Below are 24,852 nucleotides of genomic sequence, written 5' to 3'. Positions count from 1 at the left end.
GAAGGCGGCGGTCAATCCGCGCCGGAGGGGGCACGCATTCTATCGCCGTTGTCCGCCATTCCGGCGCAATACGCCACCCGGTGGGCGGCTATTGCGCCCTACGGGGCGGGTTGGCAGACTCGGAGGCATGAGGGGAGGGGTCACCGCTCTGCTGGTTCTTGCTTGCCTGCTGCCGGCGATGCCCGCGGCCGCCGGTACGATCTGGCGTTGCGACGGCCCCGACGGGGCGATCAGCTACGTCAACAAGAAGGTGGCCGGTGCCAAGTGCACCGCGGTGAGCCATTACAAGTCGACCCCGGCGCCCGCGCGCACGCCTGCGCCGGCACCGGCCGCGGCCTCCACGGCGGCCACGGTATCGAGCTCGGCCGAGGCGGTGCCGGGCGCGCAGATGACCAATGCCGCCCCGCCGTCGGGGGCGAAGTCCGGCTCCGGTACCCGGCTGGTCCAAGGGCAGGTTTACTCCTACATCAAGGACGGCGTGCGCCACTACACCAGCGCGCCGCCGCCGAAGGGCGCGGCCGGGCAGGTGCGCACCATCCGCTACAGCTTCCTCGAGACCTGCTATGCCTGTGCCGCGTCGGGCCCGGACTTCGGCACGGTGCGCCTGAACACCACCGCCTACAGTGCGGAGATCGCCGCGGCGGCCCGCAAGTACGGGGTCGACGAGGCGGTGGTGCGCGCCATCATCCATGCCGAGTCGGCCTTCAATCCCAATGCGCTGTCGCGGGTCGGCGCCCAGGGCCTGATGCAGCTGATGCCCGCCACCGCCCGGCGCTTCGGCGTCGACAATCCCTTCGACGCGGGACAGAACATCCACGGCGGGGTGGAATACCTGGCCTGGCTGCTCAAGCGCTTCAACGGCAACCTGACGCTGGCCGCCGCCGGTTACAACGCCGGCGAGGGCAATGTCGACAAGTACGACGGCGTCCCCCCGTTCAGCGAGACCCAGCGCTACGTGCAGCGGGTCGGGCTGCTGGCCGAGCGCTACCGCGATGCCATCACCGCGGGTTGAGGCGGATTGTCGGCTTGTTAAGGCTTCCGTTACACTGGCGCGTCTTTATGGGCCGCCCCACCAGCTCCATGGCAGGGCAGCCCGGCGGATTCCCATTTCAGATGTTCTGCGGAGTGCCGGATGGCCAACCAAGGGGTCACTGATCCTCAATACGAGCCCGTCAACACCGGGCGGCGGCGGTTCCTGACTGCCACCACCGCGGTGGTCGGCGCCGTGGGCGCGGGTATCGCCGCGGTCCCGTTCATCAAGTCCTGGAATCCGAGCGAACGGGCCAAGCAGGCCGGCGCGCCGATCACCGTGGACATCAGCGCGCTCGAGGTCGGGCAGCGCCTGGTCAACGAGTGGCGCGGCCAGCCGATCTGGATCGTGCGCCGCTCGCCGGCCGTGCTCGAGGCACTGCCGACGCTGGACGACCACCTGCGCGACCCGATGTCGGAGAACCCCGACCAGCAGCCGGAGTACGTGCTCCAGGGCGACGTCCACATGCGCTCGATCAAGCCGGAGGTCTCGGTGCTGGTCGGGCTGTGCACCCACCTGGGCTGCTCGCCGGAGATGAAGGCCGAGATCCGCCCCGAGCCGTTCGACGCGAACTGGAAGGGCGGCTATTTCTGCCCCTGCCACAAGTCCAAGTTCGACATGTCCGGGCGTGTCTACGAGGGCGTGCCGGCCCCGACCAACCTGGTCGTGCCGCCGCACCACTACACCGATGACAACACCCTCGTCATCGGCGTCGATCCGCAGGGGGCCGCGTAAGCCATGGCGAACTTCATCACCCGCAGCGCAACCGGCGCCTGGGACTGGGTCAACGCGCGCGCGCCGGGCATGATGCCGGTGTACCGCAAGCACATGTCCGAGTACTACGCGCCGAAGAACTTCAACGTCTGGTACTACTTCGGCGTCCTGGCGATGGTGGTGCTGGTCAACCAGATCCTGACCGGGATCTTCCTGACCATGCACTACAAGCCCAGCGCCGCCGAGGCCTTCGCCTCGGTCGAGTACATCATGCGCGACGTGGAGTGGGGCTGGCTGATCCGCTACATGCACTCCACCGGTGCCTCGCTGTTCTTCATCGTGGTCTACATCCACATGTTCCGCGGCCTGATGTACGGCTCGTACAAGAAGCCGCGCGAACTGGTGTGGATCATCGGCATGCTGATCTACCTGGTGCTGATGGCCGAGGCCTTCATGGGCTACGTGCTGCCGTGGGGCCAGATGTCGTTCTGGGGCGCGAAGGTGATCATCTCGCTGTTCGGCGCCGTGCCGGTGATCGGCAACGGGCTGACCGAGTGGATCATGGGCGACTACCTGCCGTCCGATGCCACCCTGGGCCGGTTCTTCGCCCTGCACGTGATCGCCCTGCCGCTGGTGCTGCTGCTGCTGGTCGTGCTGCACATCGGCGCGCTGCACGAGGTCGGCTCCAACAACCCGGACGGCATCGAGATCAAGAAGGGCCCCAAGGGCAACCGCTGGTCGCCGGACGCACCGGCCGACGGCATCCCGTTCCACCCGTACTACACCGTGCATGACCTGGTGGGCATCGGCTTCTTCCTGATGATCGCCGCGTTCATCATCTTCTTCACGCCGGCGCTGGGTGGCTGGTTCCTGGAGCACGACAACTTCACCGAGGCCAACCGTCTGGTGACCCCGGAGCACATCAAGCCGGTGTGGTACTACACGCCGTTCTACGCGATGCTCCGCGTGGTCCCCGACAAGCTCGGCGGCGTAATGGTGATGTTCGGCGCGATCGCCATCCTGTTCCTCATCCCGTGGCTGGACCGCAGCCCGGTGAAGTCGCACCGCTACCGCGGCTGGATCACCAAGGCGATGCTGGCCCTGCTGGCGGTCAGCTTCATCTGGCTGGGCAAGATCGGCGCCGGCCCGGGCACCGACCCGGTGGAGACCATCGTCGGCCGGGTCCTCACCGCCGTGTACTTCCTGATCTTCCTGACGATGCCGATCTGGACGAAGCTCGACAAAACCAAGCCGTTGCCGGAACGGGTGACCACGCATGACTAAGACACTCTTCCGCATCCGCAACGGCGTGCTCGCCCGGGTCGCGGTCGTCGCCGCCGGCCTGCTGCTGTCCGCCTCGGCCCTGGCGGCCGCCGGCGGGGACCTGCAACAGGCGGGGACCGACCTGAGCGACCGTGGTTCGCTGCAGCGCGGTGCCAGGCTGTACATGAACTACTGTGCCGGCTGCCACTCGCTCGAGCACCTGCGCTACTCGCGCCTGGCCACGGACCTCGGCCTGACCGAGGAGCAGGTGATGGAGAACCTCAACTTCACCGGCGCCGCCTTCGGCGACCACATCATCAACGCGATGCCCCAGGACGCCGCGGCGGACTGGTTCGGCAAGGCTCCGCCGGACCTGTCGCTGATCTCGCGCGTGCGGGGCACCGACTGGCTCTATACCTACCTGAAGTCGTTCTACCTGGACGACAGCGCCGCGCTGGGCTGGAACAACAAGCTGTATCCGAATGTCTCCATGCCCAACGTGCTGTGGTCGCTGCAGGGGCTGCAGCACGCCGAGTACGGCGCTCCGGACGCGACGACCGGCGAGCGCCCGGTGGTCGGCCTGACCGTCGCCCAGCCCGGGTCGATGGAGCCGGCGGCATTCGACCAGGCGGTGCGCGACATCACCGCGTTCCTCGAGTACGCCGGCGAGCCGGTCGCGCTCAAGCGCGAAGGCATCGGTGTGTGGGTGATCCTGTTCCTGGCGGTATTCACGTTCCTTGCCTGGCTGCTGAACAAGGAGTACTGGCGGGACGTGAAGTAACGCAGTCCACCGGCGCGTGAGCAGGGCCCGGCAGCCTGTTGCCGGGCCCTCGCCACGGACGGCCGGCGCCGCCGGGGAGGGCGGTGGGCAGGCGGCGGCCAGGGCCGCGGCGACCGTCCACGTGGGGTGGGCGGCGTTTTTGCGTCCGGCGGACCCGGGCGCCGGAGAGAGGTCGAAATGGCAGCCAGCCAACGTTTGCGTAACGCTCTTACCCTGTTCTCCTCCACCGATTGCGTGCTGTGCCACCGCGTCCGGCTGGTACTGGCCGCCAAGGGCGTCACCTACGACCTGATCCCGGTCGACCCGCGCGATCCGCCCGAGGACCTGATCGACCTGAATCCGTACCACTCGGTGCCGACCCTGGTCGAGCGCGACCTGGTGCTGTACGCGGCCAGCGTGGTCAGCGAGTACATCGACGAGCGCTACCCGCACCCCCCGTTGATGCCGATCGATCCGCTGTCACGGGCGCGCCTGCGCCTTGGCATGCTGCGCCTGGAGCACGACTGGGTGCCGCAGGTGCAGGCCATCCAGCTGGGCACCAAGGCCCAGGCCGATGCCGGCCGCAAGCGCCTGAAGGAACTGCTGACCGCCTCGGTGCCGCTGTTCAAGGCCTACAAGTTCTTCCTCAATCCGGAGATGAGCCTGGCCGACTGCGCCATGGCCCCGATCATCTGGCGGCTGGACGCGCTGGGCGTGTCGCTGCCGCGCGACGGGGCCAAGGTGATCGAGGACTATGGGAACCGGATCTTCCGCAACCCCGGTTTCGCCCGCAGCCTGACCGAGCAGGAACGCCGCCTGCGCACGCTGCCCTGACCGGAACCGCGAATGACCGATACCGTCCCGGCGATGACCAGCCACCGTCCGTACCTGTTGCGGGCGCTGTATGAATGGATCGCCGACAACGACATGACCCCGCACCTGCTGGTCGACGCGACCCGGCCCGGGGTCCAGGTTCCGCCGGGCGCGGTGCAGGACGGCCGCGTCGTGCTCAACATCGCCGCCCGGGCGGTGGCCGGGCTGCAGATGGACAACGAGCTGATCAGCTTCAGTGCCCGCTTCGGCGGCGTCAGCCAGGGCGTGCGGGTGCCGGTCGGTGCGGTGCTGGCGATCTATGCGCGCGAGACCGGGCAGGGCATGGCCCTGCCCGACGAGCCCGGCGGGACCGGGCAGGAGCTCGATGCCGACCCATCGCCGGCCGCACGCCCGGGGCTGAGCGCGGTGCCCGATGCGGGCGCCGGCGCGGAGACGCCCGGCACGCCTGGCGCGGCGGGCCCGGAGGACGGCGGCGACGATGACGGCCCGGACAGCCCCGGCCCACGCCGCGGCGGCCACCTGCGGGTGGTCAAGTAGCGTTCGCCCGGCGGCCGTTGCCGGCCAGCGATTACCCGGGCAGTTGCGGGGCTATCGGCCCGGTGAACGAAACCAACCGGTCGCCGCGCAGCACCAGCCGTCCCGAGTGCCGGTCCTCGCCATCGCGCGAGTAGTCGAAGCGGAAGGTCCGCTCCCAGCCCAGCCAGCCATCGTCCAGCCGGCAGGGCCGCAGCCCGAGCAGGTGCACCGACTGGTCCAGCAGCTGGACCCCCGCGTCACGGCAGGCGTCGCGGCCCATTTCAGTGGCCCGCTCGGCAGCAGCCCGGCCGGCGCTCCAGAATCCAAAGGCGGCGCCGCCGACGATCATCATCAGGACCAGGGTCGGCATGGCATCAGGCCGGCGGCGCGCCGAGCTTCAGCGACAGGTCGATGGCGTGCAGGTGCTTGGTCAATGCGCCGACCGAGATGAAGTCCACGCCATCGGCGGCGATCGCCCGCAGGCCCTCGAACTCGACCCCGCCGGACACCTCCAGCGGGACCGGCCGCGGGTGGGCGGCGGTGATGCGCACCGCCTCGCGGCGGGTCGCCGGGTCGAAGTCGTCGACCAGGATCCGGTCGCAGCCCGCGTCCAGCGCCTCGCGCAGTTCGGCCAGGTCCTCGACCTCCACGATCAGCGGCAGCCCCGGGGCACCGGCGCGCGCGGCCTCGACCGCTGCGGTGAGCGAGCCGGCGGCGCGCACGTGGTTTTCCTTGAGCATCACCGCGTCGTACAGGCCGAGGCGGTGGTTGCAGCCGCCGCCGACGCGCACCGCGTACTTCTGCGCCTGGCGCAGGCCCGGCAGGGTCTTGCGGGTGTCCAGGATCCGGGTGCCGCTCCCGGCGACCGCGGCGACGTGCTCCGCGGTCGTGGTCGCGGTGCCCGACAGGGTCTGCATGAAGTTCAACGAGGTGCGCTCGGCGGTGACCAGGCTGCGCGAGCGGCCCTGCAACGTGGCCAGCACGGTGCCCGCGACCACCCGGTCGCCCTCGGCGACGTGCCAATCGATCCGCACCGACGGGTCCAGCGCTTGGTGGCAGGCGTCGAACCACGGCCGGCCGCAGACCACCGCGTCCTCCTTGCACAGCAGGTAGGCCCGGTCGGCGGTGTCGGGGAGCAGCACGGCGGTGGCATCGCCGCTGCCGACATCCTCGGCCAAGGCCGCCGCCACGTCACGGCGCACGGCCTCAAGCGGCGGCACGAGCGCTCCGTCCGGCATGCTCATGCCGCCGGGAAGGCGTCGACGCCGGCGGTGGTGATGGCTTCCTCGGCCAGCAGCACCGGGATGCCGTCATCGATGCGGTACACGCGCTTGCGGTCACGGGTGACCAGGGCTTCGCGCAGCGCGCCGTGCTGGGGCTCGCCGCCCTCGCGCCGGACGCTGCCGGCGGCGATGGCCTCGTTGAGCGCCCGCAGCCCGCGGCCCTCCAGCAGGCCCAGCGGCTGCCGCGTGGCAGGACATACGAGCAGGTCGAGCAGCTTGCGATCCATGGAGTCCTCGGCACCGGCGGAAGACCGGTAGAATACCGTTTTGCCGCAGGCAGCAGCCATGACAGAAGCCGTGCAGGCGCCGCTGGTCGGCGTCGTGATGGGTTCCAGGTCGGACTGGGACACGATGCAGCACGCCACCGCCCGGTTGGAGGCGCTGGGAATCGCGCACGAGGTCCGGGTGGTGTCCGCGCACCGGACGCCCGACGTGCTGTTCGAGTACGCCGCCGGCGCTGCCGGCCGTGGGCTAAGGGCGATCATCGCCGGCGCCGGCGGGGCCGCGCACCTGCCCGGCATGCTTGCGTCCAAGACCGCCCTGCCGGTGCTCGGCGTGCCGGTGAAAAGCCGGGCGCTCAACGGCCTGGATTCGCTGCTGTCGATCGTCCAGATGCCGGCCGGGGTGCCGGTGGCGACCTTCGCCATCGGCGATGCCGGCGCCGCCAACGCGGCCTTGTTCGCCGCTTCGATCCTGGCCGCCGACCATCCGCAGGTCGCCAACGCGCTGGATGCCTTCCGCGCCCGCCAGACGGCCGAGGTCGCTGGAAACGACGACCCGCGCGCATGAGCCGCCTGGGCATCCTCGGGGGAGGGCAACTGGCGCGGATGATGGCGCTGGCCGCCGCGCCGCTGGGCGTGCCGGTGGTGGTGCTGGACCCGTCCCCCGGGGCCTGCGCCGGCCAGGTCGCGCCGCTGCTGGCGGGCGGCTTTGACGAGCAGGCGGCGCTCGCGCGTTTCGCCGCCCGGGTGGACGTGGCCACCTTCGATTTCGAGAACGTCCCCGCCACTTCCGGTGACTGGTTGCGCCGGCACATCGTCGTCCACCCCGGCCCGGACGCGCTGGCCACCGCCCAGGACCGGCTGGCGGAGAAGACCCTGTTCCGCGAACTCGACATCCCGGTGCCGGCCTTCGCCGACATCGGCAGCCGGGAGGCGCTCGCCGCGGCGGTGGCGGACATCGGGATTCCGTCGATCCTCAAGACCCGCCGCCTGGGCTATGACGGCAAGGGCCAGTTCCGGCTCCGCCCGGAGATGGGCGGCGCCGCCGTGGACGCGGCCTGGGACGCGCTGGGGCCGCAGGCCGGGCGGACCGGGCTGATCCTGGAAGGCTTCGTGCCCTTCGACTTCGAGCTGTCGGTGATCGCCGTCCGCGGCCGCGATGGCGCATTCCGCAGCTGGGCGCCGACCCGCAACTGGCATGTCGACGGCGTGCTGTCGGCGAGCCTGGCGCCGGCCGGCGTGGATCCGGAAATCGAGGCCGAGGCGGTCCGCTATGCGCGTCGCATCGCCGAGGCCCTGGACTACGTCGGTGTGTTCGCCCTGGAGCTGTTCTGCCGCGACGGGCGACTGCTGGCCAACGAGATCGCCCCACGGGTGCACAACTCCGGCCACTGGACCGTCGAGGGCGCGGAAACCAGCCAGTTCGAAAACCACGTGCGCGCGGTGATGGGCCTGCCCCTGGGATCGACCGCGACCCGCGGCCACGCCTGCATGCTCAACTGGCTGGGCGCAATGCCCGATCCCGGCCCGGTGCTGTCACAGCCCGGCGGCCACTGGCACGACTACGGCAAGTCCCCGCGCGAGGGACGCAAGGTCGGCCATGCGACCCTGCGCGCCGATTCGCCCGCCGAACTGGCCGCGGCCCTGGAGGCCGTGGGCGCGGCACTGGACCGGCGCGACCAGGTCGCGCCGGTGCTGGGGGAGCTGAAGAGCTGAGAAACGAGCAGGAAGAGCGAGAAACGAGTGAAGAGGAGTGAGAAACGAGTAACGGCAAAGGCAAACAGCCCGCCGCGTTTCGCTCCTGCTCCTGCTTTTACTCGTTTCTCACTCCTTTTCACTCGTTTCTCGCCTTACTTCACGTTCGAGGCAACGAAATCCCAATTGACCACGTTCCAGAACGCCTCTACGAACTTCGGTCGGGCATTGCGGTAGTCGATGTAATAGGCGTGCTCCCATACATCGCAGGTCAGCAGCGGGGTGTCCTCGCTGGTCAGCGGGGTGTTGGCGTTGGAGGTGCTCACCAGCGCCAGCGCGCCGTCGGGGCGCTGCACCAGCCAGGCCCAGCCGGAGCCGAAGGTCTTGATGGCGGTGTCGGTGAACTGCTGCTTGAAGGTCTCGAAATCGCCGAACGCCTTGTTGATGGCCTCCGCCAGCGCACCGGTCGGCTGGCCGCCGCCGTTGGGCGACATGCAGTTCCAGAAGAAGGTGTGGTTCCAGGTCTGGGCGGCGTTGTTGAAGATGCCGCCCTGCGACTTGCGGACCACCTCGACCAGGTCCATGCCGGCGAACTCGGTGCCCTCGACCATCTTGTTGAGGTTGTCGACGTAGGCCTTGTGGTGCTTGCCGTGGTGGTAGTCGAGGGTCTCGGCCGAGATGTGCGGCTCGAGGGCGGCGCGGTCGTACGGAAGCGGGGGAAGTTCAAAGGCCATTTCAGACTCCTTGCGTCACTGCGGGGAGGGACACCGGTGGACGGCTGTCGCGCCGGTGGCGTGGTCAAGAATACAATTGTCCATTGTAGCGGTCCCGGCCGACTTGGCCGGCGGTCGCCGGCACCCACTGGAGGAGACGCCATGTCCGTCCTGGAACGGATCCAGGCCCTGGTCGACAGCCACCCCGTGGTGCTGTTCATGAAGGGCACCGCGCAGTACCCGATGTGCGGCTTCTCGTCCCGCGCGGTCAAGGCGCTGCAGGGCGCGGGCGCCAGGGACGTGCACGTGGTCAACGTGCTCGAGGAGCCGGAGATCCGTGCCAACCTGGCGCGCTTCTCCAACTGGCCGACCTTCCCGCAGCTGTTCTTGCATGGCGAGCTGATCGGCGGCAGCGAGGTCACCGCGGAGCTGGCCGAGTCCGGTGAGCTGGCGCGGATGCTCAGCGAGGCGGAGCAGCCATGAGCGAAGCGCTGGGTTCGACGTCCGGCGCGCTGGCCGGCCGGGTCGTCCTGGTCACCGGGGCGGCGGGTGGATTCGGTTCGGCGGCGGCGCGCGCCTGCGCCGCGGCCGGTGCGACGGTGGTCCTGCTCGGGCGCAAGCTGCCGCGCCTGAACCGCCTTTACGACACGATCGCCGCCAGCGGCCCGGCGCCGCTGCTCTATCCGATGGACCTGGAGGGCGCCACGCCCGACGACCACGCGGAACTGGCGACGCGCATCGGGCAGGAACTGGGGCGGCTGGATGGCGTGCTCCACTGCGCGGCCGATTTCCCCGGCCTGACGCCACTGCTGCACACCGATCCGGCCGCGTTCGCCCGCGCGGTCCACGTCAACCTCACCGCCCGCGCGTGGCTGAGCCAGGCCTGCCTGCCGCTGTTGTCGGCCGCGCCGGACGCGGCGCTGGTGTTCGTGGTCGATGACCTCGAGCGGGTGGGCAAGGCGTACTGGGGCGGCTATGGCCTGGCCCAGCACGCCCAGCACGCGCTGGTGGGGATGCTCCAGGCCGAGACCGCCAATTCCAGCGTGCGGGTCAGTGGGCTGCAGCCCGGGCCGATGCGCACCGGCCTGCGCGCCCGTGCCTATGTCGACCAGCACGACACCCGTGCCGTGGATCCGGGGCGGGCCGCCGAGGCCTGCGTCACCCTGTTGTCGCCCGCCGGCACCGCCCATCGTGGCCGGGTCTGGGCACCGTTCCATCCGCTGCCGCTCGCGGAGACGGCCACGCCATGACGATCGTCTCCGCCGCGCTGCTGCTGTTCCTGATCCTCGACCCGCTGGGCAACATCCCGATCTTCCTGGGCCTGCTGCGGACCCTGCCGCCGGAGCGCCAGCGCAAGGTGCTGGTGCGCGAATTGCTGATCGCCCTGTTCGTGCTGATGGCCTTCCTGTGGGGCGGCAAGTACGCGCTGGAGGTCATGCACCTGCGCCAGGACGCGGTGTCGATCGCCGGCGGCATCGTGCTGTTCCTGATCGGCATCCGGATGATCTTCCCGCCGCCGGAGGGCTTGATGGGCGAACTGCCCGACGGCGAACCGTTCATCGTCCCGCTCGCCATTCCGCTGATCGCCGGCCCCTCGGGCATGGCCGCGGTGATGCTGATGGGCAGCAACGAGCCGGACCGGCTGTGGGAATGGAGCCTGGCGCTGGGCATCGCCTGGGGCGCGACGTCGGCGATCCTGCTGTCGGCCACCATGATCTACAAGTGGCTGGGCCGCCGGGTGCTGTCGGCGGTCGAACGGCTCATGGGCATGCTGCTGGTCGCGATCTCGGTGCAGATGTTCCTCGACGGCCTGCGCAGCTACTTCCTGGCCACGGCCGCCTGACCCCGGGCGGGCCCGGGCTGCCCCTGTCACCGTTTTGAAGCAAAATCGCCGTACCGTTCGTGCCGGTGTTAAACTGACGTTAACCGGCGCGCTGCCGGTTTTTCCGTTCCCCGCGGCCTTACGCCGCTACGCGCATCGCCCATCTGCTTCCCACTCCGAGGCCTTCTCGAAATGTCCCAGCAACGTCGCGTCCGCATGTCCAGGCTGACCCTCGGCCTGCTCGCCGCCCTCGCTACCGCCCCCGTTTTCGCGCAGAGCACCTCCGCCGGTGTCGGCGGCCAGATCGTCGGGAACGACGGCCAGCCGGTGGCCGGCGCCGAGGTCACCATCGTGCACACCGAATCCGGCACCGTCAGCCGCGTGGCGACCGATGCCAGCGGCCGCTACAGCGCCCGGGGCCTGCGCGTGGGTGGCCCGTACGAGATCACCATCACCAAGGCCGGCGCGGGCACCACCTCGCGCGAGGGCGTGTACCTGCCGCTGAACCAGGTCGCCACCGTCAACGCGCAGCTGGCCGGTGACATCACCACCCTGGGTTCGGTCTCCGTCACCGCCGCCGCGCTGGGTTCGGAGATCTTCAGCGCCGAGAAGATGGGCACCGGCACCAACCTCAGCCAGCAGCAGATCGAGGCGCTGCCCTCGGCCAACCGCAACATCCAGGACTACATCCGCCTGGATCCGCGCATCTCGCAGATCAGCAAGGCCGATGGTGCGATCAGCGCCGGTGGCCAGAACACCCGCTACAACGCGGTCCGCATCGACGGCATCAACGCCTCCGACCCGTTCGGCCTGGAGTCCAACAACCTGCCGACCGAGCGCCAGCCGGTCTCGATGGATGCCATCGAGGAAATCACCATCGACCTGGCCAACTACGACACCACCATCTCCGGCGGCACCGGCGCGGTGGTCAACGCGGTGACCAAGTCCGGTACCAACGAACTGCACGGCTCGGTGTACTACACCTACCGCGACAAGGACATGGTTCGCACCCGGCTGGAAGGCGACCGCGCCGACTTCAACGGTTTCGACGACGAGACCACCTACGGCATGACCCTGGGCGGCCCGCTGGTCAAGGACCGCCTGTTCTTCTTCGCCAACTACGAGAAGTACGAGCGTTCCGCGCCGGGCGTCGCGCTGGGCAGCACCCCGTACGGCAGCGGCGACATCACCGATGCCGACATCAGCACCGTGCGCGACTTCATGAGCGCGCAGGGCTATGACATCGGTGGCCTGTCCGCCCCGGACAACAAGACCGAGATCGAGGAATACGCGGTCAAGCTGGACTGGAACATCAACGACAACCACCGTGCGGCGCTGCGCTACAACAAGATGGAGCAGAACGTCATGCGCTTCCCGGGCATCGGCTCGGGTACCGTGTCGCTGAGCAACTACTGGTATGCCCAGCCGAAGGTCTACGAGACCTGGATGGGCGAGGTGTTCTCCGACTGGAGCGAGAACTTCTCCACCGAGTTCAAGATCTCGCACAAGGACTACTCGGCCAACCGCGTGCCGTCGGTCGACCTGCCGATGATCCGCATCAATGGCTTCGGCGACAACAACGCCGCGCTGCTGTTCGGCACCGAGCAGAACACCCACGTCAACATCGTCGAGAGCAAGGAGCTCAGCGCCTTCGGTGCCGGCACCTGGTACGCGGGCGACCACACCGTGAAGCTCGGCTTCGACTACTCCGACAACGAGTTGATGAACTTCTACGGCCGCAACCTCAACGGTGTGTACGAGTTCAGCAACCTCAGTAGCTTCCTGGCCGGCACCCCCAGCCGTTACCAGTTGCGCGCTCCGCGCGAGGGCGGCAGCCGCGCCGACATCCCGGCCGCGTTCACGCTCAAGAACACCGGCTTCTTCCTGCAGGACACCTGGGCGATCAACTACAACCTCAACCTGATGTTCGGCGTCCGCGTGGACGTGCCCGACTTCAGCGACCAGCGCCTGTACAACCCGCGCATCCACGAGCTGTACGGCTACGACAACACCGTGCTGGTGGACGACGAGCTGTGGCAGCCGCGCTTCGGCTTCAACTACACCTTCGACAGCGAGCGTCCGACCCAGCTGCGCGGCGGCGTCGGCCTGTTCGGCGGCGCGGCTCCGAACGTGTGGCTCGCGGGCGCCTACCAGAACACCGGTCTGAACTACGTCGAGTACGACCTGAAGGGTGACGACGCTCCGGCGTTCGACCCGACCGTTCCGCCGTCCACTGCCGGGTTGACCCCTGGGGCGGCGCGCCAGAACGTCGACATCATCGAGCCGGGCACCCGACTGCCGTCGGTGTGGAAGACCAACCTGGCCCTCGACCACGAGCTGCCCTGGTACGGCCTGGTTGCATCGGCCGAGTTGCTGTTCACCAAGGTCAACGACGCCCTGTACTTCGAGCGCCTCGACGTCATGGACCCGGCTTTCACCGGCGCAATGGACGGGCGGGACAGCTACTGGAACGCAGCAGGTCGCGACCCGGCCAATGCGGGCCGTTACGGCATGGAGGCGGGCAAGATCAACGGCCAGAACTGCAGCACCGAAGTGGTTGCTGCCGGACTCTGCCCGGATGTCAAGGCCAACCGGCCCGGTGACATCGGCGACGTGATCCTGCTGCGCAACACCAGCAAGGGCCGCAGCTCGCAGGCGACCTTCTCGCTGAGCAAGCCGATGACCGACAACTGGGGCTGGTCGCTGGGCTACACCTACACCCAGGCGGAGGAAGTCAGCCCGCTGACCAGCTCGCAGAACACCTCGAACTGGAACAACACGCTGGTCTACAACGCCAACGAGAACGTCGCCTACGACTCGCGCTACGCGATCAAGGACCGGGTGACCGGCACCCTGGAGTGGAAGCACAACTTCTTCGGTGACAACGCGACCCGCGTCGGCCTGTTCTACGAAGGCCGCTCCGGCCGTCCGTACAGCTACATCTTCTACAACGACGTGAACGGTGATGGTGCCAACACCAACGACCTGTTCTACGTCCCGGAAGGCCCCGGCGACGTGCTGTGGACCGGCGGTGCCGAGATGGAGCAGGCGTTCTTCGACTGGATGGCCGAGAGCGCACCCGAGCTGCAGGCCTACCGCGGCGGCGTCGCCCCGGCCAACCGCTTCCGGGCCGGCTGGACCAACAGCTTCGACGTGCGCATCAGCCAGGAGTTCCCGGGCTTCTGGCAGGGCCACAAGGCCGAGCTGGCGCTGGACATCATGAATGTCGGCAACCTGCTCAACAAGGACTGGGGCCTGATCGAGGACTACGGCTTCTATGCGACCCGTCGCGTGGCGAACTACGCGGGTATCGACCCGGAGACCGGCAAGTACGTCTACAACTTCACCGGTTCCACCGACAACGCCCAGGTCCAGGAGAACAACAACGACAAGGGCAACACCGCGGTCTCGCGCTGGTCGGCCATGCTGACCTTCCGCTACAAGTTCTGATCCACGCTGTACCTGCGACACGGAAGCGGCCGGGGCGACCCGGCCGTTTTCGCGTGCGCGACCCGCGTACGGTGCCTGCCGTGCGCTAGAGTTGTCCGGCTGACAATGACGAGAACAAAGAAGGAACGAATGGAACAACCCGAAAACGCCCGCCTGCCCACCGTCGACGCCTGCATCCACCCCTCCGGTGGGCTGGAGATCCTCTCGCGCGCGGAAGTCGCGCGCCTGGCCGACACCGCCTCCGGCGGCATGCACGACCTGATGCGCCGCTGCGCGTTGGCCGTGCTCACCAGCGGCAGCGCCTCCGACGACCCGCGCGCCGCGCAGGAGCTGTACCCGGACTTCGACATCCAGGTCCACCAGCAGGACCGCGGCGTGCGCATCGACCTGTTCAATGCCCCGGCGATGGCCTTCGTCGACGGCAAGATCATCCGCGGCGTTGCCGAACTGGTCGCCGCCGTCGTGCGCGACCTGGCCTACCGGGCCATCGAGCTGGGCTCGGAGGGCTACGACCCCGACCCGACCGACGACATTCCGCCGCCGCCCGGCCAGCGCAACCTGGAGACCAGCGACGGCATCACCGACGCGGTGTTCGGCCTGCTGCGCAACTCCCGCGTGCTCGAGCCTTCCGAGCCGAACCTGGTGGTCTGCTGGGGCGGCCATTCGATCAACCGCGAGGAGTACCTGTACACCAAGGAGGTCGGCTACGAGCTGGGCCTGCGCGCGCTGGATATCTGCACCGGCTGCGGCCCGGGCGCGATGAAGGGCCCGATGAAGGGCGCCACCATCGCCCACGCCAAGCAGCGCAAGCAGCGCATGCGCTACATCGGCGTGACCGAGCCGGGCATCATCGCCGCCGAGTCGCCCAACCCGATCGTCAACCACCTGGTGATCATGCCGGACATCGAGAAGCGCCTGGAGGCCTTCGTCCGCATCGGCCACGGCATCATCGTCTTCCCCGGCGGGGTCGGCACCGCCGAGGAAATCCTCTACATGCTCGGCCTGCTGCTGCGCGAGGAGAACGCCGGCATCCCGTTCCCGCTGGTGTTCACCGGCCCGACCAGCGCGGCGCCGTACTTCGAACAGATCGACCGCTTCATCCGCCTGACCCTGGGCGAGGAAGCCGCCTCGCGCTACGAGATCATCATCGACGACCCGGTGCTGGTCGCCCAGCGCATGCTGGCCGGGGTGAACACCGTCCGCGGCCATCGCCTGGCCAGCGGCGACTCGTTCTTCTTCAACTGGCAGCTCAACATCCCGATGGCATTCCAGGTGCCGTTCGTGCCCACCCACGAGGCGATGGCCGGGCTGGACCTGCACCACGGCCGCAAGCCTGCCGAACTGGCGGCCGACCTGCGCCGTGCGTTCTCCGGCATCGTCGCCGGCAACGTCAAGGAAGACGGCATGCGCCGGGTCGAGGAGCACGGCCCGTTCGAGATCCACGGCGACGCGGACATGATGGAAGCCCTGGACGCCCTGCTGCGCGCGTTCGTGGAGCAGCGCCGAATGAAGATCGCCGGCGACTACGTGCCCTGCTATCGCGTGGTGGCGTGAGGCGTTCGACCGGGAGGGCGCGCGTTTCCGGCCTCCTGGCGAACCCATCCGCGTCTACATCGCCGGCGGCGCAGCCGTGCAATTCCGGACCCGCGCCCGGATCAGCACCGACGTAAACCCGGAGTCCTGCTGATGGGGGCGGGCGCCTGCCCTGGTGCCGCTCAGGGCAGCACGATCACGCCTTCCTGAGAGGCGGCCTCACCGGGGGATGCCCAGCAAATGGCTGCACTTGCGTCCAGTACCAGCGCGCGGTTCAACTGCGCCCCTCATCGCGCGCAGTCAGGACCTCCTCCACGGACAAAGGCTCGCGTTCCCGGATCGCTGGCGCCGCAGGTGCTCGAGTCCCTAGCGCGGCGCAACCGTTCCCGGTTGCCGCCGGATACCGGGCGCAGTTCGGCGACGGGTCGACCGCGTCGGGTAACTGGTCTGGATACAGACTAGTCGATACCGATCGGCAACCGCACCGTCGCCACGAAGCGCCCGTCCCCCATCTCGGTGCGGACACTCCCGCGCCCACCCGTCAGCGCCTCGATCCGTGCCTGCGAGGCATTCAAGCCCACCCGGTGCCCCGCATTGCCGGCCGCGTCCGCGGCGGGCAGCGGATTGCTGATGCGTACCACCACCGTGTCGGAAGTGGTGCTGACTGCGACCTCGATGTCCGCCTGCGCCATCCGCTCGGCGCCGTGGCGCACCGCGTTCTCCACCAGCGGCTGGATCGATAGGGCCGGGACCTGCACGGGCGGGATTTCCCGCGGCAGATCCCAGCGCACCTGCAGCCGGTCGCCGAAGCGCAGCTGCTCGATCTCCAGGTAGCGCCGGGCCAGGCTGAGTTCCTCGCCCAAGGGGATCTTCCGCGGGCCGGCGAGGGCGGCGCGGAACAGGTCGGCCAGGTCCAAGAGCAGGCGCTCGGCTTCCTCGGGGCGCTGGTGCACGAGCGCCGCGCCGGTATTGAGGGTGTTGAAGAGGAAGTGGGGACGGATGCGGGCCTGTAGGGACTGGAGTTCGGCCTGCTTGGCGCGGATGGCGTTGAGGCGGCCGCGCCAGTGGGTGTGGAAGGCGGCCAGGCCGAGCAACCCGAGTGCCAAGGCGATGCCGAGCGCATGCAGGGTGGTCACTGTGTGTCCGCTGTCAGCGCCGCTCCAGCCGGGAAAGAACAGCCAGATCGTCTCCGTGACCGCGGCGGTGGCGGCCAGCAGAAGCACCAGTGCCAGCTGCGCAATCGCCATCGGCCGCAGCCGCTGTGCGCGGTGCCGCAGGCCATACAGGGACGCCAGGGTCATCATCAGCACCCACTGGATCGCCAGCGAAGACAGGCCGAAGTACTCCAGTCGCCCGACCGCCAGCCCTGGCGCAAGGGCGAACGCGAGCGCGAGCGCCTCTCCGGCGAGCAGAATCCAGACAATGGCAGGCGCCTGCCAGAGCGCGTCCAGCGGGGCGGGGGCGGGTAGCTTCCGGGGCATGGCTACAGGGTAGGGGGAACTGGCGACCACTGGGGAGGGTCAGCTGACCGCCTATCCGGACCGTGCTTGCAGCACGCAAGCCCGACTGGCCATGATTGACTGGGGTAGGGGAACCAGAAAGATGAGTAAACGCATGAACAAGCGTGGGGCACGCTGTGCCGGGTTCACGCTGGTCGAGCTCATGATCACGGTCGCGGTCCTTGCCGTGGTCGCGGCCATCGCGTTCCCGAGCTTTCGTGGGGTGCTGCAGTCCAATCAGGTGGCCAGCACTTCCAACGAGGTGGTTGCCACCCTTGCGCTCGCGCGCAGCGAAGCCATACGCAGCGCCCGCGGAAGCGGCGTCTGCGCGAGCACGCAAGGCACTGCGTGCGACGGGGCGTGGAGCGACGGACTGATGGTGTGGAGCGACGAAAACGGCGACGGAGCCTACCAAGCGGGCGAACCGGTACTGCGGTTCGTTGCCTTTCCGCCGGGGTTCCAAGTGGAGGGCCCGGACACCGCGATCGGGTTCGACAGCCGCGGGCGCCGCCGTGGCGCTGCCGACGCGCTTGCGCTGCAGCCGGCCGATTGCGCATCGCAGCCATATCGCCGGGTGGTTTCGCTCGGGGTCACCGGCCAGCTGCGCACGAGGAGGGGGGATTGCGAATGATCCACGCACGCGGAACACAGGGCGGTTTCAGCCTGATCGAGGTGCTGGTCGCGGTGCTGGTGCTGTCGCTGGGCCTGCTGGGCTACGCAATGCTGCAGACCATGACCGTGCGCTTCACCCAGAGTGCCAACTACCGCACCCAGGCGACCAACCTGACCTACGAGCTGATCGACCAGATGCGGGCGAACCGGGTAACCGCGGCCACCTACCTGCGCGACTACGCCGCCGATCCCGATGCAGCGGCGTGTACCCCCGAGACCGGGGCGAATCTGGGCGCGGCGGCGTTTGAAAAGGCATTCCAGTGCCGGCTTGCCCGTGCGCTGGGACCCGGCGCCACCGCGAATGCGCGCGCGGCGGGCGATGACCTGGTGGTGACGGTGGCCTGGGGAGACGAGCGATGGAACGAAGCCGCCGAGGCGACCCGGTTCGTGGCGAGGACCCGGCTGTGACCGCCTGGCGCGCGCGACAGGCGGGACTGTCGCTGGTCGAGTTGATGGTCGCCCTGGTGATCGGGACGATCCTGATGCTGGGGGTGGTGCAGGTGTTCGGGGCTTCCCGCGCCTCCTACCAGTTGTCAGAAGGCATGTCCCGAGCGCAGGAAAACGCTCGTTTTGCGATGGACTTCCTGCAGCGAGACATCCGGATGGCCGGTCACTTCGGATGCGTGAATGACCAGGCCCACGCACAGAACACGCCCTCCGGGCTGCGGACCACGTTCGCGGCACCTCTTGACCCTCGGCTGGATTTCGGAATGTCGATCCAGGGCTTCGAGGCGGCCAACTCCGGACCGGGTGTAACCTTGCAGATCGTGGAAGATCCGGTGGCCGGGGCGGGCGGGTTCAATCCCGCACTGCCGGCGGAGCTGGCAGCAGCGACGTCCAACCGCATCCAGGGGAGCGACATCCTCGCGCTGCGCTTCCTCGCGCCGGAAGGGGTTCCGGTGACGGCCATCGCCGGCTCCGTTACCGAGCCGCGATTCGGGTTCGACGCCTCGCGCTGGGATGTGTTGCGCAGCGGGACGGACATGCCGGGGCTCTACGGCGTCGCCGACTGCCTGCACGCGGTCGTCTTCCAGGCTTCGACGGTGGACCACGCGGCCGGCAGCATCGTTGCCGGAGGCGGCGCCCTCAACGTCAATGACTTCGTCAATGGTTTCACCGACGGGCAGTCCTACCTGCACCGGGCCGAAAGCATCGTCTACTACGTCGGCGCCAACGGCCGGGGCGGAGCTTCGCTCTACCGCACACGGTTCACGGCCGAGCCCGGCGGAAGCCTGGGCTTCGACCGCCAGGAGATGGTCGAGGGGGTGGAAAACCTGCAGCTGCTGTTCGGCCAGGACCGCGAACTGGATCCGGCGCGGCCGCCCACGGGATACATCGATCGGCACCGCGTTGCCGCAGACATCCATACCGACGCCACGGCACCGGGATCGGCCGGCTGGCGCCGCGTCGGCACGGTGCAGGTGGGCCTGCTGACCGCGAGCCCCGAGCGCGCGGCGGCACCCGCCGCGGTCACGGGCAACGAGCTGCGCGCCGCGGGTGTGACCTACAACGTGCCCGGCGACGGGCGTTACCGCGCCACGTACCAGACCACCGTGGCGCTGCGGAACCGACTCTATGGGAACTGACACTGACATGGCGACTGGCGGAGCATCGGTGCCTTCACCGGTGCACGGCCCGGGACGGCAGGGCGGCGCAGTGCTGTACGTGGCCCTCATCATGCTGGTACTGCTTGCGCTGATCGGTATTGCAGGGATGCAGGTCGCCGGCATGCAGGAACGGATGGCCTCGAACTATCTGCGCAGCAACGTGGCATTCCAGGCCGCCGAGGGCGAGGCGCGCTCCTCGGAGGCGAAGATCGAGGATGCGCTCTACGGCGCCGGCACCTACACCGCCGACCAGGAAGTCTGCGAGCCGACCTTCGACCCGGTCACCTGGGCAGACGGAAGGGGCTCGGAGGAGGCGGCTTATGTGCGTCGCGTCGACAAGTGTTTTCCGGCGTCCTCGATCATGATCGGTTCTACGGTCTCAGAGGAAACCGGGAACATCTACGAGGTCAGCGCCATTTCCAACGACCAGGCGGAGGCACCCGGCGCCACCGCGGTCATCAACACCATCTTCATTCCGTAGGGCGGTCCACATGGCTTCCTTTACCCGGTCCAGGATCTCGACTGTCGCCGCCGTGCTCGGCATCGCCGCGGTCGCGGGCGTTGCGATGTTCGCCGCCAGCAATTCGAATGCGGCTCGCGACGACTACCAGATCGCCCAGAAGCCCCTTTACACCGGGCAATCGGTTCCGCCGCTGATGATGATGGTCATGTCGCGCGACGAGCGGCTGTTCACCAAAGCCTACAGCGACTACACCGACCTCGACGGTGACGGCGTGGTCGATACCACGTACAACGACGAATTCAGCTACGCGGGCTATTTCGATCCCAACCTTTGCTACGACTACAACAACGGCCACGGCAGGTTTTCCGCAAAGAGCGCGGCCTCCGGCGCGCACGGGCACTACTGCAGTAACCGCTGGAGCGGCAATTTCCTGAACTGGATGACCATGAGCCGGCTGGATATCGTCCGGCATGTGCTGTATGGCGGAAAGCGCTCGGTCGACAAGGATGATAAAACCGTACTGCAGGGGGCGCACATCCCCAATGACCTGCATGCCTGGGTCAAGGTGTATTCGGGCACGGACGTCGCCAGCCTGGCGCCGCTTTCCGGAAACACCTTCTCCTTCTGTGTCGCGTCCTTCGACGTGGGGCAAACGCCGAAGATCCGCGTCGCGAGCGGAAACTGGTCCGAGTGGGCGGCGACCGCGCTGAGCCAGTGCAACTGGCGGGCGCAGGCCCACAACGATGCCAAGAATGACACGCCGACCGCCAAGGCCTCGGGCACCGACGAGATGCTGGTGCAGGTGAACGTCTGCGCTTCCGGTGATGGCAAGACCGACGAGGCGTTCTGCGCCGATTACGAGAATGGGCGCAAGCCCACCGGGCTGCTGCAGTCGTACGGCGAGTCCGGCCGGCTGCGTTTCGGCCTGCTGACCGGAAGCTATTCCCAGCCCCGCAGCGGCGGAGTGCTGCGGCGGAACATCGGCAAGATCGCCGGCAACGGGGATGCTCCCTGCACGGCCGGTGACGAGATCAATGTCCGCACCGGGCAGTTCTGCAACCAGACTTCCGGAAGCGAAGGCATCATCAACACAGTGGACCGCTTCCAGCTGGATCGCTGGTCCAGTGCCAGCACCCGCTGGACCGATTGCTCGACCTGGGGGATCAACAATCGCACCGGCGGCTCGGGGCAGCTCAAGAATCCGGGTAACGGAAGCTATGAATGCAATGCCTGGGGCAACCCCATCGCGGAGATGTACGCCGAGGCCCTGCGCTACATCGCAGGCGAGACAAGCGCCACGCCCGCGTTCATCGACGGCAGCGACCTTGCCGGGCTGCCCACGGGTGTCCAGTGGAAGGATCCCTATCGTTCCCCGGCCGAAGGCGGGAACTCCTACTGTGCGGACTGCAGCATCCTGGTGCTGTCCTCGGGCCTGAGCTCCTTCGACAGCGACGAGCTTCCTTCCGTGCCACGAGGCATCGGTGACGGCACGGCCGCCACCACCGCGGTGGGGGCGCATGAAGGTATTGCGGGCAGTTACCTGGTAGGGCGGGTCGGCACCACGCCGAAGGGCTCCGCCCTCAATACCCACGAGGATATCTGCTCGGCGGAAACGGTGGGCGACCTGAGCCTGGTGCGCGGCATCTGCCCCGACATTCCCTCGCTCGAGGGCAGCTACATGCTGGCGGGCTTGGCCCACAAGGGCAGGACGACCGACCTGCGCCCGAACCTGCAGGGCAAGCCATCGGATTACAAGAACACCGTGACCACCTATGCGGTGGCTTTGGCGGACAACCTGCCGAAGTTCGACGTGCCGGTGGGCGGGGGCACGATCACCCTGTCACCGCTGTGTCAGGCGAACGGCACCAGTTCGGCGAAGATCACCAGCACCGGCTGGCGGACCTGCCATCTGGGATCGGTGAGCGTGGGCAAGCGCATTGCCTCGATCGCGCCGAACCACGAATACGGCAGGCCGCTGCAGCTGGACGGCCAGGGCCGGGCAGTGGCCGGAAGCTTCTCGCTGGTGTGGGAAGACTCGCTGTGGGGCAATGACCACGACAACGACGTGGTTGCGATGCTCACCTACTGCGTTGGATCGAGCTGTGCCGCGGACACCAACCCACGCAACGGCAGCTACTCGGGCCACGACATCTGCTGGCGCTCCGACTCGTCGATCTGCACGCAAAACAATCATCGTCCGCTTGTGGGCGACAACGAGGTCCTGGTCCGTATCGAGAACCTGTCGGCCTACGCCGGCAACGCGATGCTGAGTGGCTTCGCCATCACCGGTTCCGACCAGGACGGCGTGCACAAGCTCGCACTGCGGCCGGGCTCCACTGACGGCTCGCTCCTCACCAGCCGGGCCGAACCGGACGGCGGCAACGAGGCCAAGTGGGACAAACCCAAGGTGATGAAGTTCCGTCGAGCGACCTCGGAAGCCAAGCTGCTGGAGACACCGCTCTGGTACGCCGCCAAGTACGGCGGCTTCAAGGACGGCAACGCCAACGGCATGCCAGACAATGGCGAGTGGGATACCCGCAAGCCCGGTGTTCCGGACAACTACTTCTTCGCACGGGACCCTTCCAGTCTGAAGTCCGCGCTGGAGGCGATCTTCGAGGAGGCGTCCGGTGGCGGCGGACCGACTGGTGGTGGTGGCGCGGGTGCACGCATCGGTGCCGACTCTTTCACCATCGAGGTGGGCTACGACCTGCCGGACGAGACGAATGACTGGAAGGGTTTCCTGCGGGCGGTAAGGGTCGGCGAGGACGGTGGGCGCAGCACCGGATTGTGGGACGCGGCGGAAGGCATTCCAGCCCACGGCAGCCGCAACATCCTGATGGCTTCCCGTCCAACCGTGCTGCGTGCGGACGGCAGCCTGGACGTCAAGGTCCAGGCCGAGCCCTTCAACTACCAGAACCTGCCTGGCACCAGCCAGCCGGAAAAGGCCAAAGCTCTGGGGCTTGAATGGAGCAGCCTGAAGTGGCCGGGCTCACTGGGGGACGTGGTGGACTACCTCAGGGGTAAGACCGTGTCCGGATTGCGAACCCGTACCTCGCGGCTCGGGGACATCGTGAATTCGGACGTGGCGATCAGTCTGCCCAGGGATGACTACGGCTACGGTGCCTGGCGTTTCGACAATGATTCCGACAAGCCCTGGAAGGCCGCCTACGGGGAAAGTTACCGCTCCTACGTGGAAGCAAAGACCCAAGGCAGCCGACGCGCCATGGCCTATGTGGGCGCGAACGACGGAATGCTGCATGGCTTCACTGCCGACGAGTCGGGCGGGCAGGAAGAGTTCGCATTCATTCCCTACGGTTCCCTGAGGCACCTGGGCGAGCTCGCCAGTCCCGATTACGACCACCAGTACTATGTTGATGGTGGCCTGGCACTCGGCGATGTGCCATTCAGTGGCAGCGGGAACTGGAAGACCGTGCTGGTCGGCACGACCGGCGCGGGAGGCGCGGCCAGGCGCGATCACCAGACCACCGTGAGCCGGGGCTCGGTGTACGCGCTCGACGTCTCCTCGCCTTCCAGTTTTGCGGCCGCCAACGTGTTGTGGGAGCTCAGTGGGTTCGACCACGACGACCTCGGCTTCACCCTCGGCAAGCCGCACATCGTGCCGGTGAAGGGGCCGACTGGCCCGCGCTGGGTCGCCTTGTTCGGCAACGGCCCGAACTCGCGCGGCGGTGCACCGGTGCTGTTCGTGGTCGATGCCAAGACCGGCGAGATCCTGCGAACCCTCAAGCCGGCGAATGGCGACCATGCGGTGAAAAATGGCTTGATGAACATCGCCCCGGTGGCGATGGGCAACTCCGACGGGCTGGTGGACGCCGTCTATGGCGGCGACCTGCAGGGCAACATCTGGAAGTTCGACCTGTCCGGCAGCAGCGCATCGCAATGGAACGTCGCGTTCTCCGGCGCCCCCCTGTTCACCGCGCGACGTAACGGGTCGCCGCAGCCGATCACCGGCACCATCGAGGTGTCGCGTGGGCCGATCGGCGGGGCGACGCTTTTCTTTGGCACCGGACGCTACTTTGCCGAAGGCGACAACGAGAACCACGCGGTGCAGAGCCTGTACAGCATCTGGGATGCGCCGGGCGCCGGGGCCATCGACAGCGGGCGCAGCCAACTGGTGCAGCAGGTAATCAGCCACGGCACCAGCTCGCATGGCTATACCACCCGCAATGTCAGCCACAACACGGTCAACTACGGCAATGCACGTGGCTGGTTCGTCGACCTGCTGGTGAAGGACGACGCGGCGGGTGAGCGTTTCATCGGCGAGCCGCAGCTGCAAAGCGGCAAGGTGATCTTCACTACCTACGTGCCCGGAGAGGCGGTGTGCTCCGCGGGCGGCGGCACCAACTGGCAATATGCACTCGACTTGCTGAGTGGCGGAGGTGCCATGCGCGGCGTGAGCACCGATCCCGCAGGGGACGATCCAGTATGTCTGGGGGAGGAGTGCGGGGCCATCTCGCTCAAGAAGGGCGATGATCCTTCGGCGCCGGTCAAGTCGGTCGAGGTCTTCGTGCCCAAGCCGCTGCGGCCGGGGGTGGGGGCGCCCGTGTGCCCGCCCGGGGAGCCGGCTTGTGAGCCGGACGTGGATGAACTACTCGAGGCGGGCCGATGCACCTTCGTGCTGCATACTCCGGGTGCCGATCCGCTCTACCTGCCACGCCCCTGCGGCCGGCAGTCGTGGAGACAGGTGCGATGAGCGCTCCTCCGTACATCCCAGTGGCAAGGAAACGGGAACGCGTGGCAGGTGCCCACCCGTCGGGGT

At 68.1% G+C, this 24,852-nt stretch carries 23 protein-coding genes; 18 read left to right on the top strand and 5 right to left on the bottom strand.

Translation table 11 applies throughout. The features are described 5' to 3' along the window. Nucleotides 1-127: 127 nt before the first annotated feature. The 6 genes from LY625_RS04090 (at nt 128) to LY625_RS04065 (ending at nt 5,138) form a co-directional block, all read left to right on the top strand. Nucleotides 128-1,012, top strand: coding sequence for a lytic transglycosylase domain-containing protein (locus LY625_RS04090; protein ID WP_233737733.1), 885 nt, complete (start codon nt 128-130; stop codon nt 1,010-1,012). A gap of 120 nt (nt 1,013-1,132) precedes the next feature. Then, nucleotides 1,133-1,765, top strand: a complete 633-nt coding sequence (gene petA, locus LY625_RS04085; RefSeq protein WP_233737732.1) for a ubiquinol-cytochrome c reductase iron-sulfur subunit — start codon at nt 1,133-1,135, stop codon at nt 1,763-1,765. Nucleotides 1,766-1,768: 3 nt separating this feature from the next. Next, complete coding sequence (locus tag LY625_RS04080) at nt 1,769-3,028, top strand: cytochrome bc complex cytochrome b subunit (RefSeq protein WP_233737731.1); 1,260 nt, start codon at nt 1,769-1,771, stop codon at nt 3,026-3,028. After that, entirely contained in the window at nt 3,021-3,788 is a 768-nt protein-coding gene (locus tag LY625_RS04075; protein ID WP_233737730.1) for a cytochrome c1, read from the top strand. The genes LY625_RS04080 and LY625_RS04075 overlap by 8 nt, the downstream gene beginning before the upstream one ends. Before the next feature lie 177 nt (nt 3,789-3,965). Next, a complete protein-coding gene (locus LY625_RS04070; protein ID WP_233737729.1) occupies nt 3,966-4,601 on the top strand; it encodes a glutathione S-transferase N-terminal domain-containing protein in 636 nt (211 codons plus the stop codon). Between the two features lie 12 nt (nt 4,602-4,613). Further along, nucleotides 4,614-5,138, top strand: coding sequence for a ClpXP protease specificity-enhancing factor (locus LY625_RS04065; RefSeq protein WP_233737728.1), 525 nt, complete (start codon nt 4,614-4,616; stop codon nt 5,136-5,138). Between the two features lie 31 nt (nt 5,139-5,169). Here the strand turns inward: LY625_RS04065 and LY625_RS04060 are convergent, their stop codons facing one another. From LY625_RS04060 to LY625_RS04050, 3 genes are read right to left on the bottom strand one after another with little or no spacing between them, the layout of a single operon-like run. Next, nucleotides 5,170-5,487: a DUF3301 domain-containing protein gene (locus LY625_RS04060; RefSeq protein ID WP_233737727.1), complete on the bottom strand. Its 318-nt coding sequence runs from the start codon at nt 5,485-5,487 to the stop codon at nt 5,170-5,172. Between the two features lie 4 nt (nt 5,488-5,491). Next, nucleotides 5,492-6,361, bottom strand: a complete 870-nt coding sequence (gene nadC / locus LY625_RS04055) for a carboxylating nicotinate-nucleotide diphosphorylase (RefSeq protein ID WP_233737726.1) — start codon at nt 6,359-6,361, stop codon at nt 5,492-5,494. After that, nucleotides 6,358-6,627 (bottom strand): Trm112 family protein, encoded by a 270-nt coding sequence (locus LY625_RS04050; protein ID WP_233737725.1) that lies wholly within the window; start codon nt 6,625-6,627, stop codon nt 6,358-6,360. The genes nadC and LY625_RS04050 overlap by 4 nt, the downstream gene beginning before the upstream one ends. Nucleotides 6,628-6,685: 58 nt before the next feature. Here LY625_RS04050 and purE point away from each other — a divergent pair, with 58 nt between their 5' ends. Beyond that, complete coding sequence (gene purE, locus LY625_RS04045; RefSeq protein WP_233737724.1) at nt 6,686-7,189, top strand: 5-(carboxyamino)imidazole ribonucleotide mutase; 504 nt, start codon at nt 6,686-6,688, stop codon at nt 7,187-7,189. Then, the gene (locus LY625_RS04040; protein ID WP_233737723.1) at nt 7,186-8,337 is read left to right on the top strand and encodes a 5-(carboxyamino)imidazole ribonucleotide synthase; all 1,152 of its coding nucleotides are present in this window, start codon (nt 7,186-7,188) and stop codon (nt 8,335-8,337) included. Before purE ends, LY625_RS04040 begins: the two co-directional genes overlap by 4 nt. 134 nt (nt 8,338-8,471) lie before the next feature. On the opposite strand, the gene LY625_RS04035 is transcribed toward LY625_RS04040, so the two are convergent. Next, nucleotides 8,472-9,050, bottom strand: coding sequence for a Fe-Mn family superoxide dismutase (locus LY625_RS04035; RefSeq protein WP_233737722.1), 579 nt, complete (start codon nt 9,048-9,050; stop codon nt 8,472-8,474). A gap of 141 nt (nt 9,051-9,191) precedes the next feature. Between LY625_RS04035 and grxD the strand changes: the two genes are divergently transcribed. The 5 genes from grxD (at nt 9,192) to ppnN (ending at nt 15,855) form a co-directional block, all read left to right on the top strand. After that, nucleotides 9,192-9,512: a Grx4 family monothiol glutaredoxin gene (gene grxD / locus LY625_RS04030; RefSeq protein WP_233737721.1), complete on the top strand. Its 321-nt coding sequence runs from the start codon at nt 9,192-9,194 to the stop codon at nt 9,510-9,512. After that, nucleotides 9,509-10,279 (top strand): SDR family NAD(P)-dependent oxidoreductase, encoded by a 771-nt coding sequence (locus tag LY625_RS04025; RefSeq protein ID WP_233737720.1) that lies wholly within the window; start codon nt 9,509-9,511, stop codon nt 10,277-10,279. Before grxD ends, LY625_RS04025 begins: the two co-directional genes overlap by 4 nt. Next, nucleotides 10,276-10,872: a YhgN family NAAT transporter gene (locus tag LY625_RS04020; protein ID WP_233737719.1), complete on the top strand. Its 597-nt coding sequence runs from the start codon at nt 10,276-10,278 to the stop codon at nt 10,870-10,872. The genes LY625_RS04025 and LY625_RS04020 overlap by 4 nt, the downstream gene beginning before the upstream one ends. 195 nt (nt 10,873-11,067) lie before the next feature. Continuing rightward, nucleotides 11,068-14,301 (top strand): TonB-dependent receptor, encoded by a 3,234-nt coding sequence (locus LY625_RS04015; protein ID WP_233737718.1) that lies wholly within the window; start codon nt 11,068-11,070, stop codon nt 14,299-14,301. 129 nt (nt 14,302-14,430) lie between these two features. Then, nucleotides 14,431-15,855, top strand: coding sequence for a nucleotide 5'-monophosphate nucleosidase PpnN (ppnN, locus tag LY625_RS04010; protein ID WP_233737717.1), 1,425 nt, complete (start codon nt 14,431-14,433; stop codon nt 15,853-15,855). A 437-nt stretch (nt 15,856-16,292) separates the two neighbouring features. Here ppnN and LY625_RS04005 read toward each other — a convergent pair whose 3' ends face one another. After that, the gene (locus LY625_RS04005; RefSeq protein ID WP_233737716.1) at nt 16,293-17,315 is read right to left on the bottom strand and encodes a histidine kinase; all 1,023 of its coding nucleotides are present in this window, start codon (nt 17,313-17,315) and stop codon (nt 16,293-16,295) included. A 133-nt stretch (nt 17,316-17,448) separates the two neighbouring features. On the opposite strand from LY625_RS04005, the gene LY625_RS04000 reads away from it, so the two are divergent. The 5 genes from LY625_RS04000 to LY625_RS03980 are packed head-to-tail and all read left to right on the top strand — an operon-like array spanning nt 17,449 to nt 24,786. Then, on the top strand, nt 17,449-17,964 hold the full coding sequence (locus tag LY625_RS04000; RefSeq protein ID WP_233737715.1) for a GspH/FimT family pseudopilin: 516 nt from the start codon (nt 17,449-17,451) through the stop codon (nt 17,962-17,964). Then, nucleotides 17,961-18,413, top strand: coding sequence for a type IV pilus modification protein PilV (pilV, locus tag LY625_RS03995; protein ID WP_233737714.1), 453 nt, complete (start codon nt 17,961-17,963; stop codon nt 18,411-18,413). Before LY625_RS04000 ends, pilV begins: the two co-directional genes overlap by 4 nt. Then, nucleotides 18,410-19,591, top strand: coding sequence for a PilW family protein (locus LY625_RS03990; RefSeq protein WP_233737713.1), 1,182 nt, complete (start codon nt 18,410-18,412; stop codon nt 19,589-19,591). The genes pilV and LY625_RS03990 overlap by 4 nt, the downstream gene beginning before the upstream one ends. Continuing rightward, complete coding sequence (locus tag LY625_RS03985) at nt 19,581-20,093, top strand: PilX N-terminal domain-containing pilus assembly protein (protein WP_233737712.1); 513 nt, start codon at nt 19,581-19,583, stop codon at nt 20,091-20,093. The genes LY625_RS03990 and LY625_RS03985 overlap by 11 nt, the downstream gene beginning before the upstream one ends. Before the next feature lie 10 nt (nt 20,094-20,103). Continuing rightward, a complete protein-coding gene (locus LY625_RS03980; RefSeq protein WP_233737711.1) occupies nt 20,104-24,786 on the top strand; it encodes a PilC/PilY family type IV pilus protein in 4,683 nt (1,560 codons plus the stop codon). The last annotated feature ends 66 nt before the right edge of the window (nt 24,787-24,852 follow it).

The organism is Lysobacter sp. GX 14042, assembly GCF_021390425.1.
In the GTDB taxonomy this organism is placed as follows: Bacteria; Pseudomonadota; Gammaproteobacteria; order Xanthomonadales; family Xanthomonadaceae; genus Novilysobacter.
The sequence above is the reverse complement of the archived record's forward strand: the minus strand, read 5'-3'. Positions and strand labels throughout refer to the sequence as shown.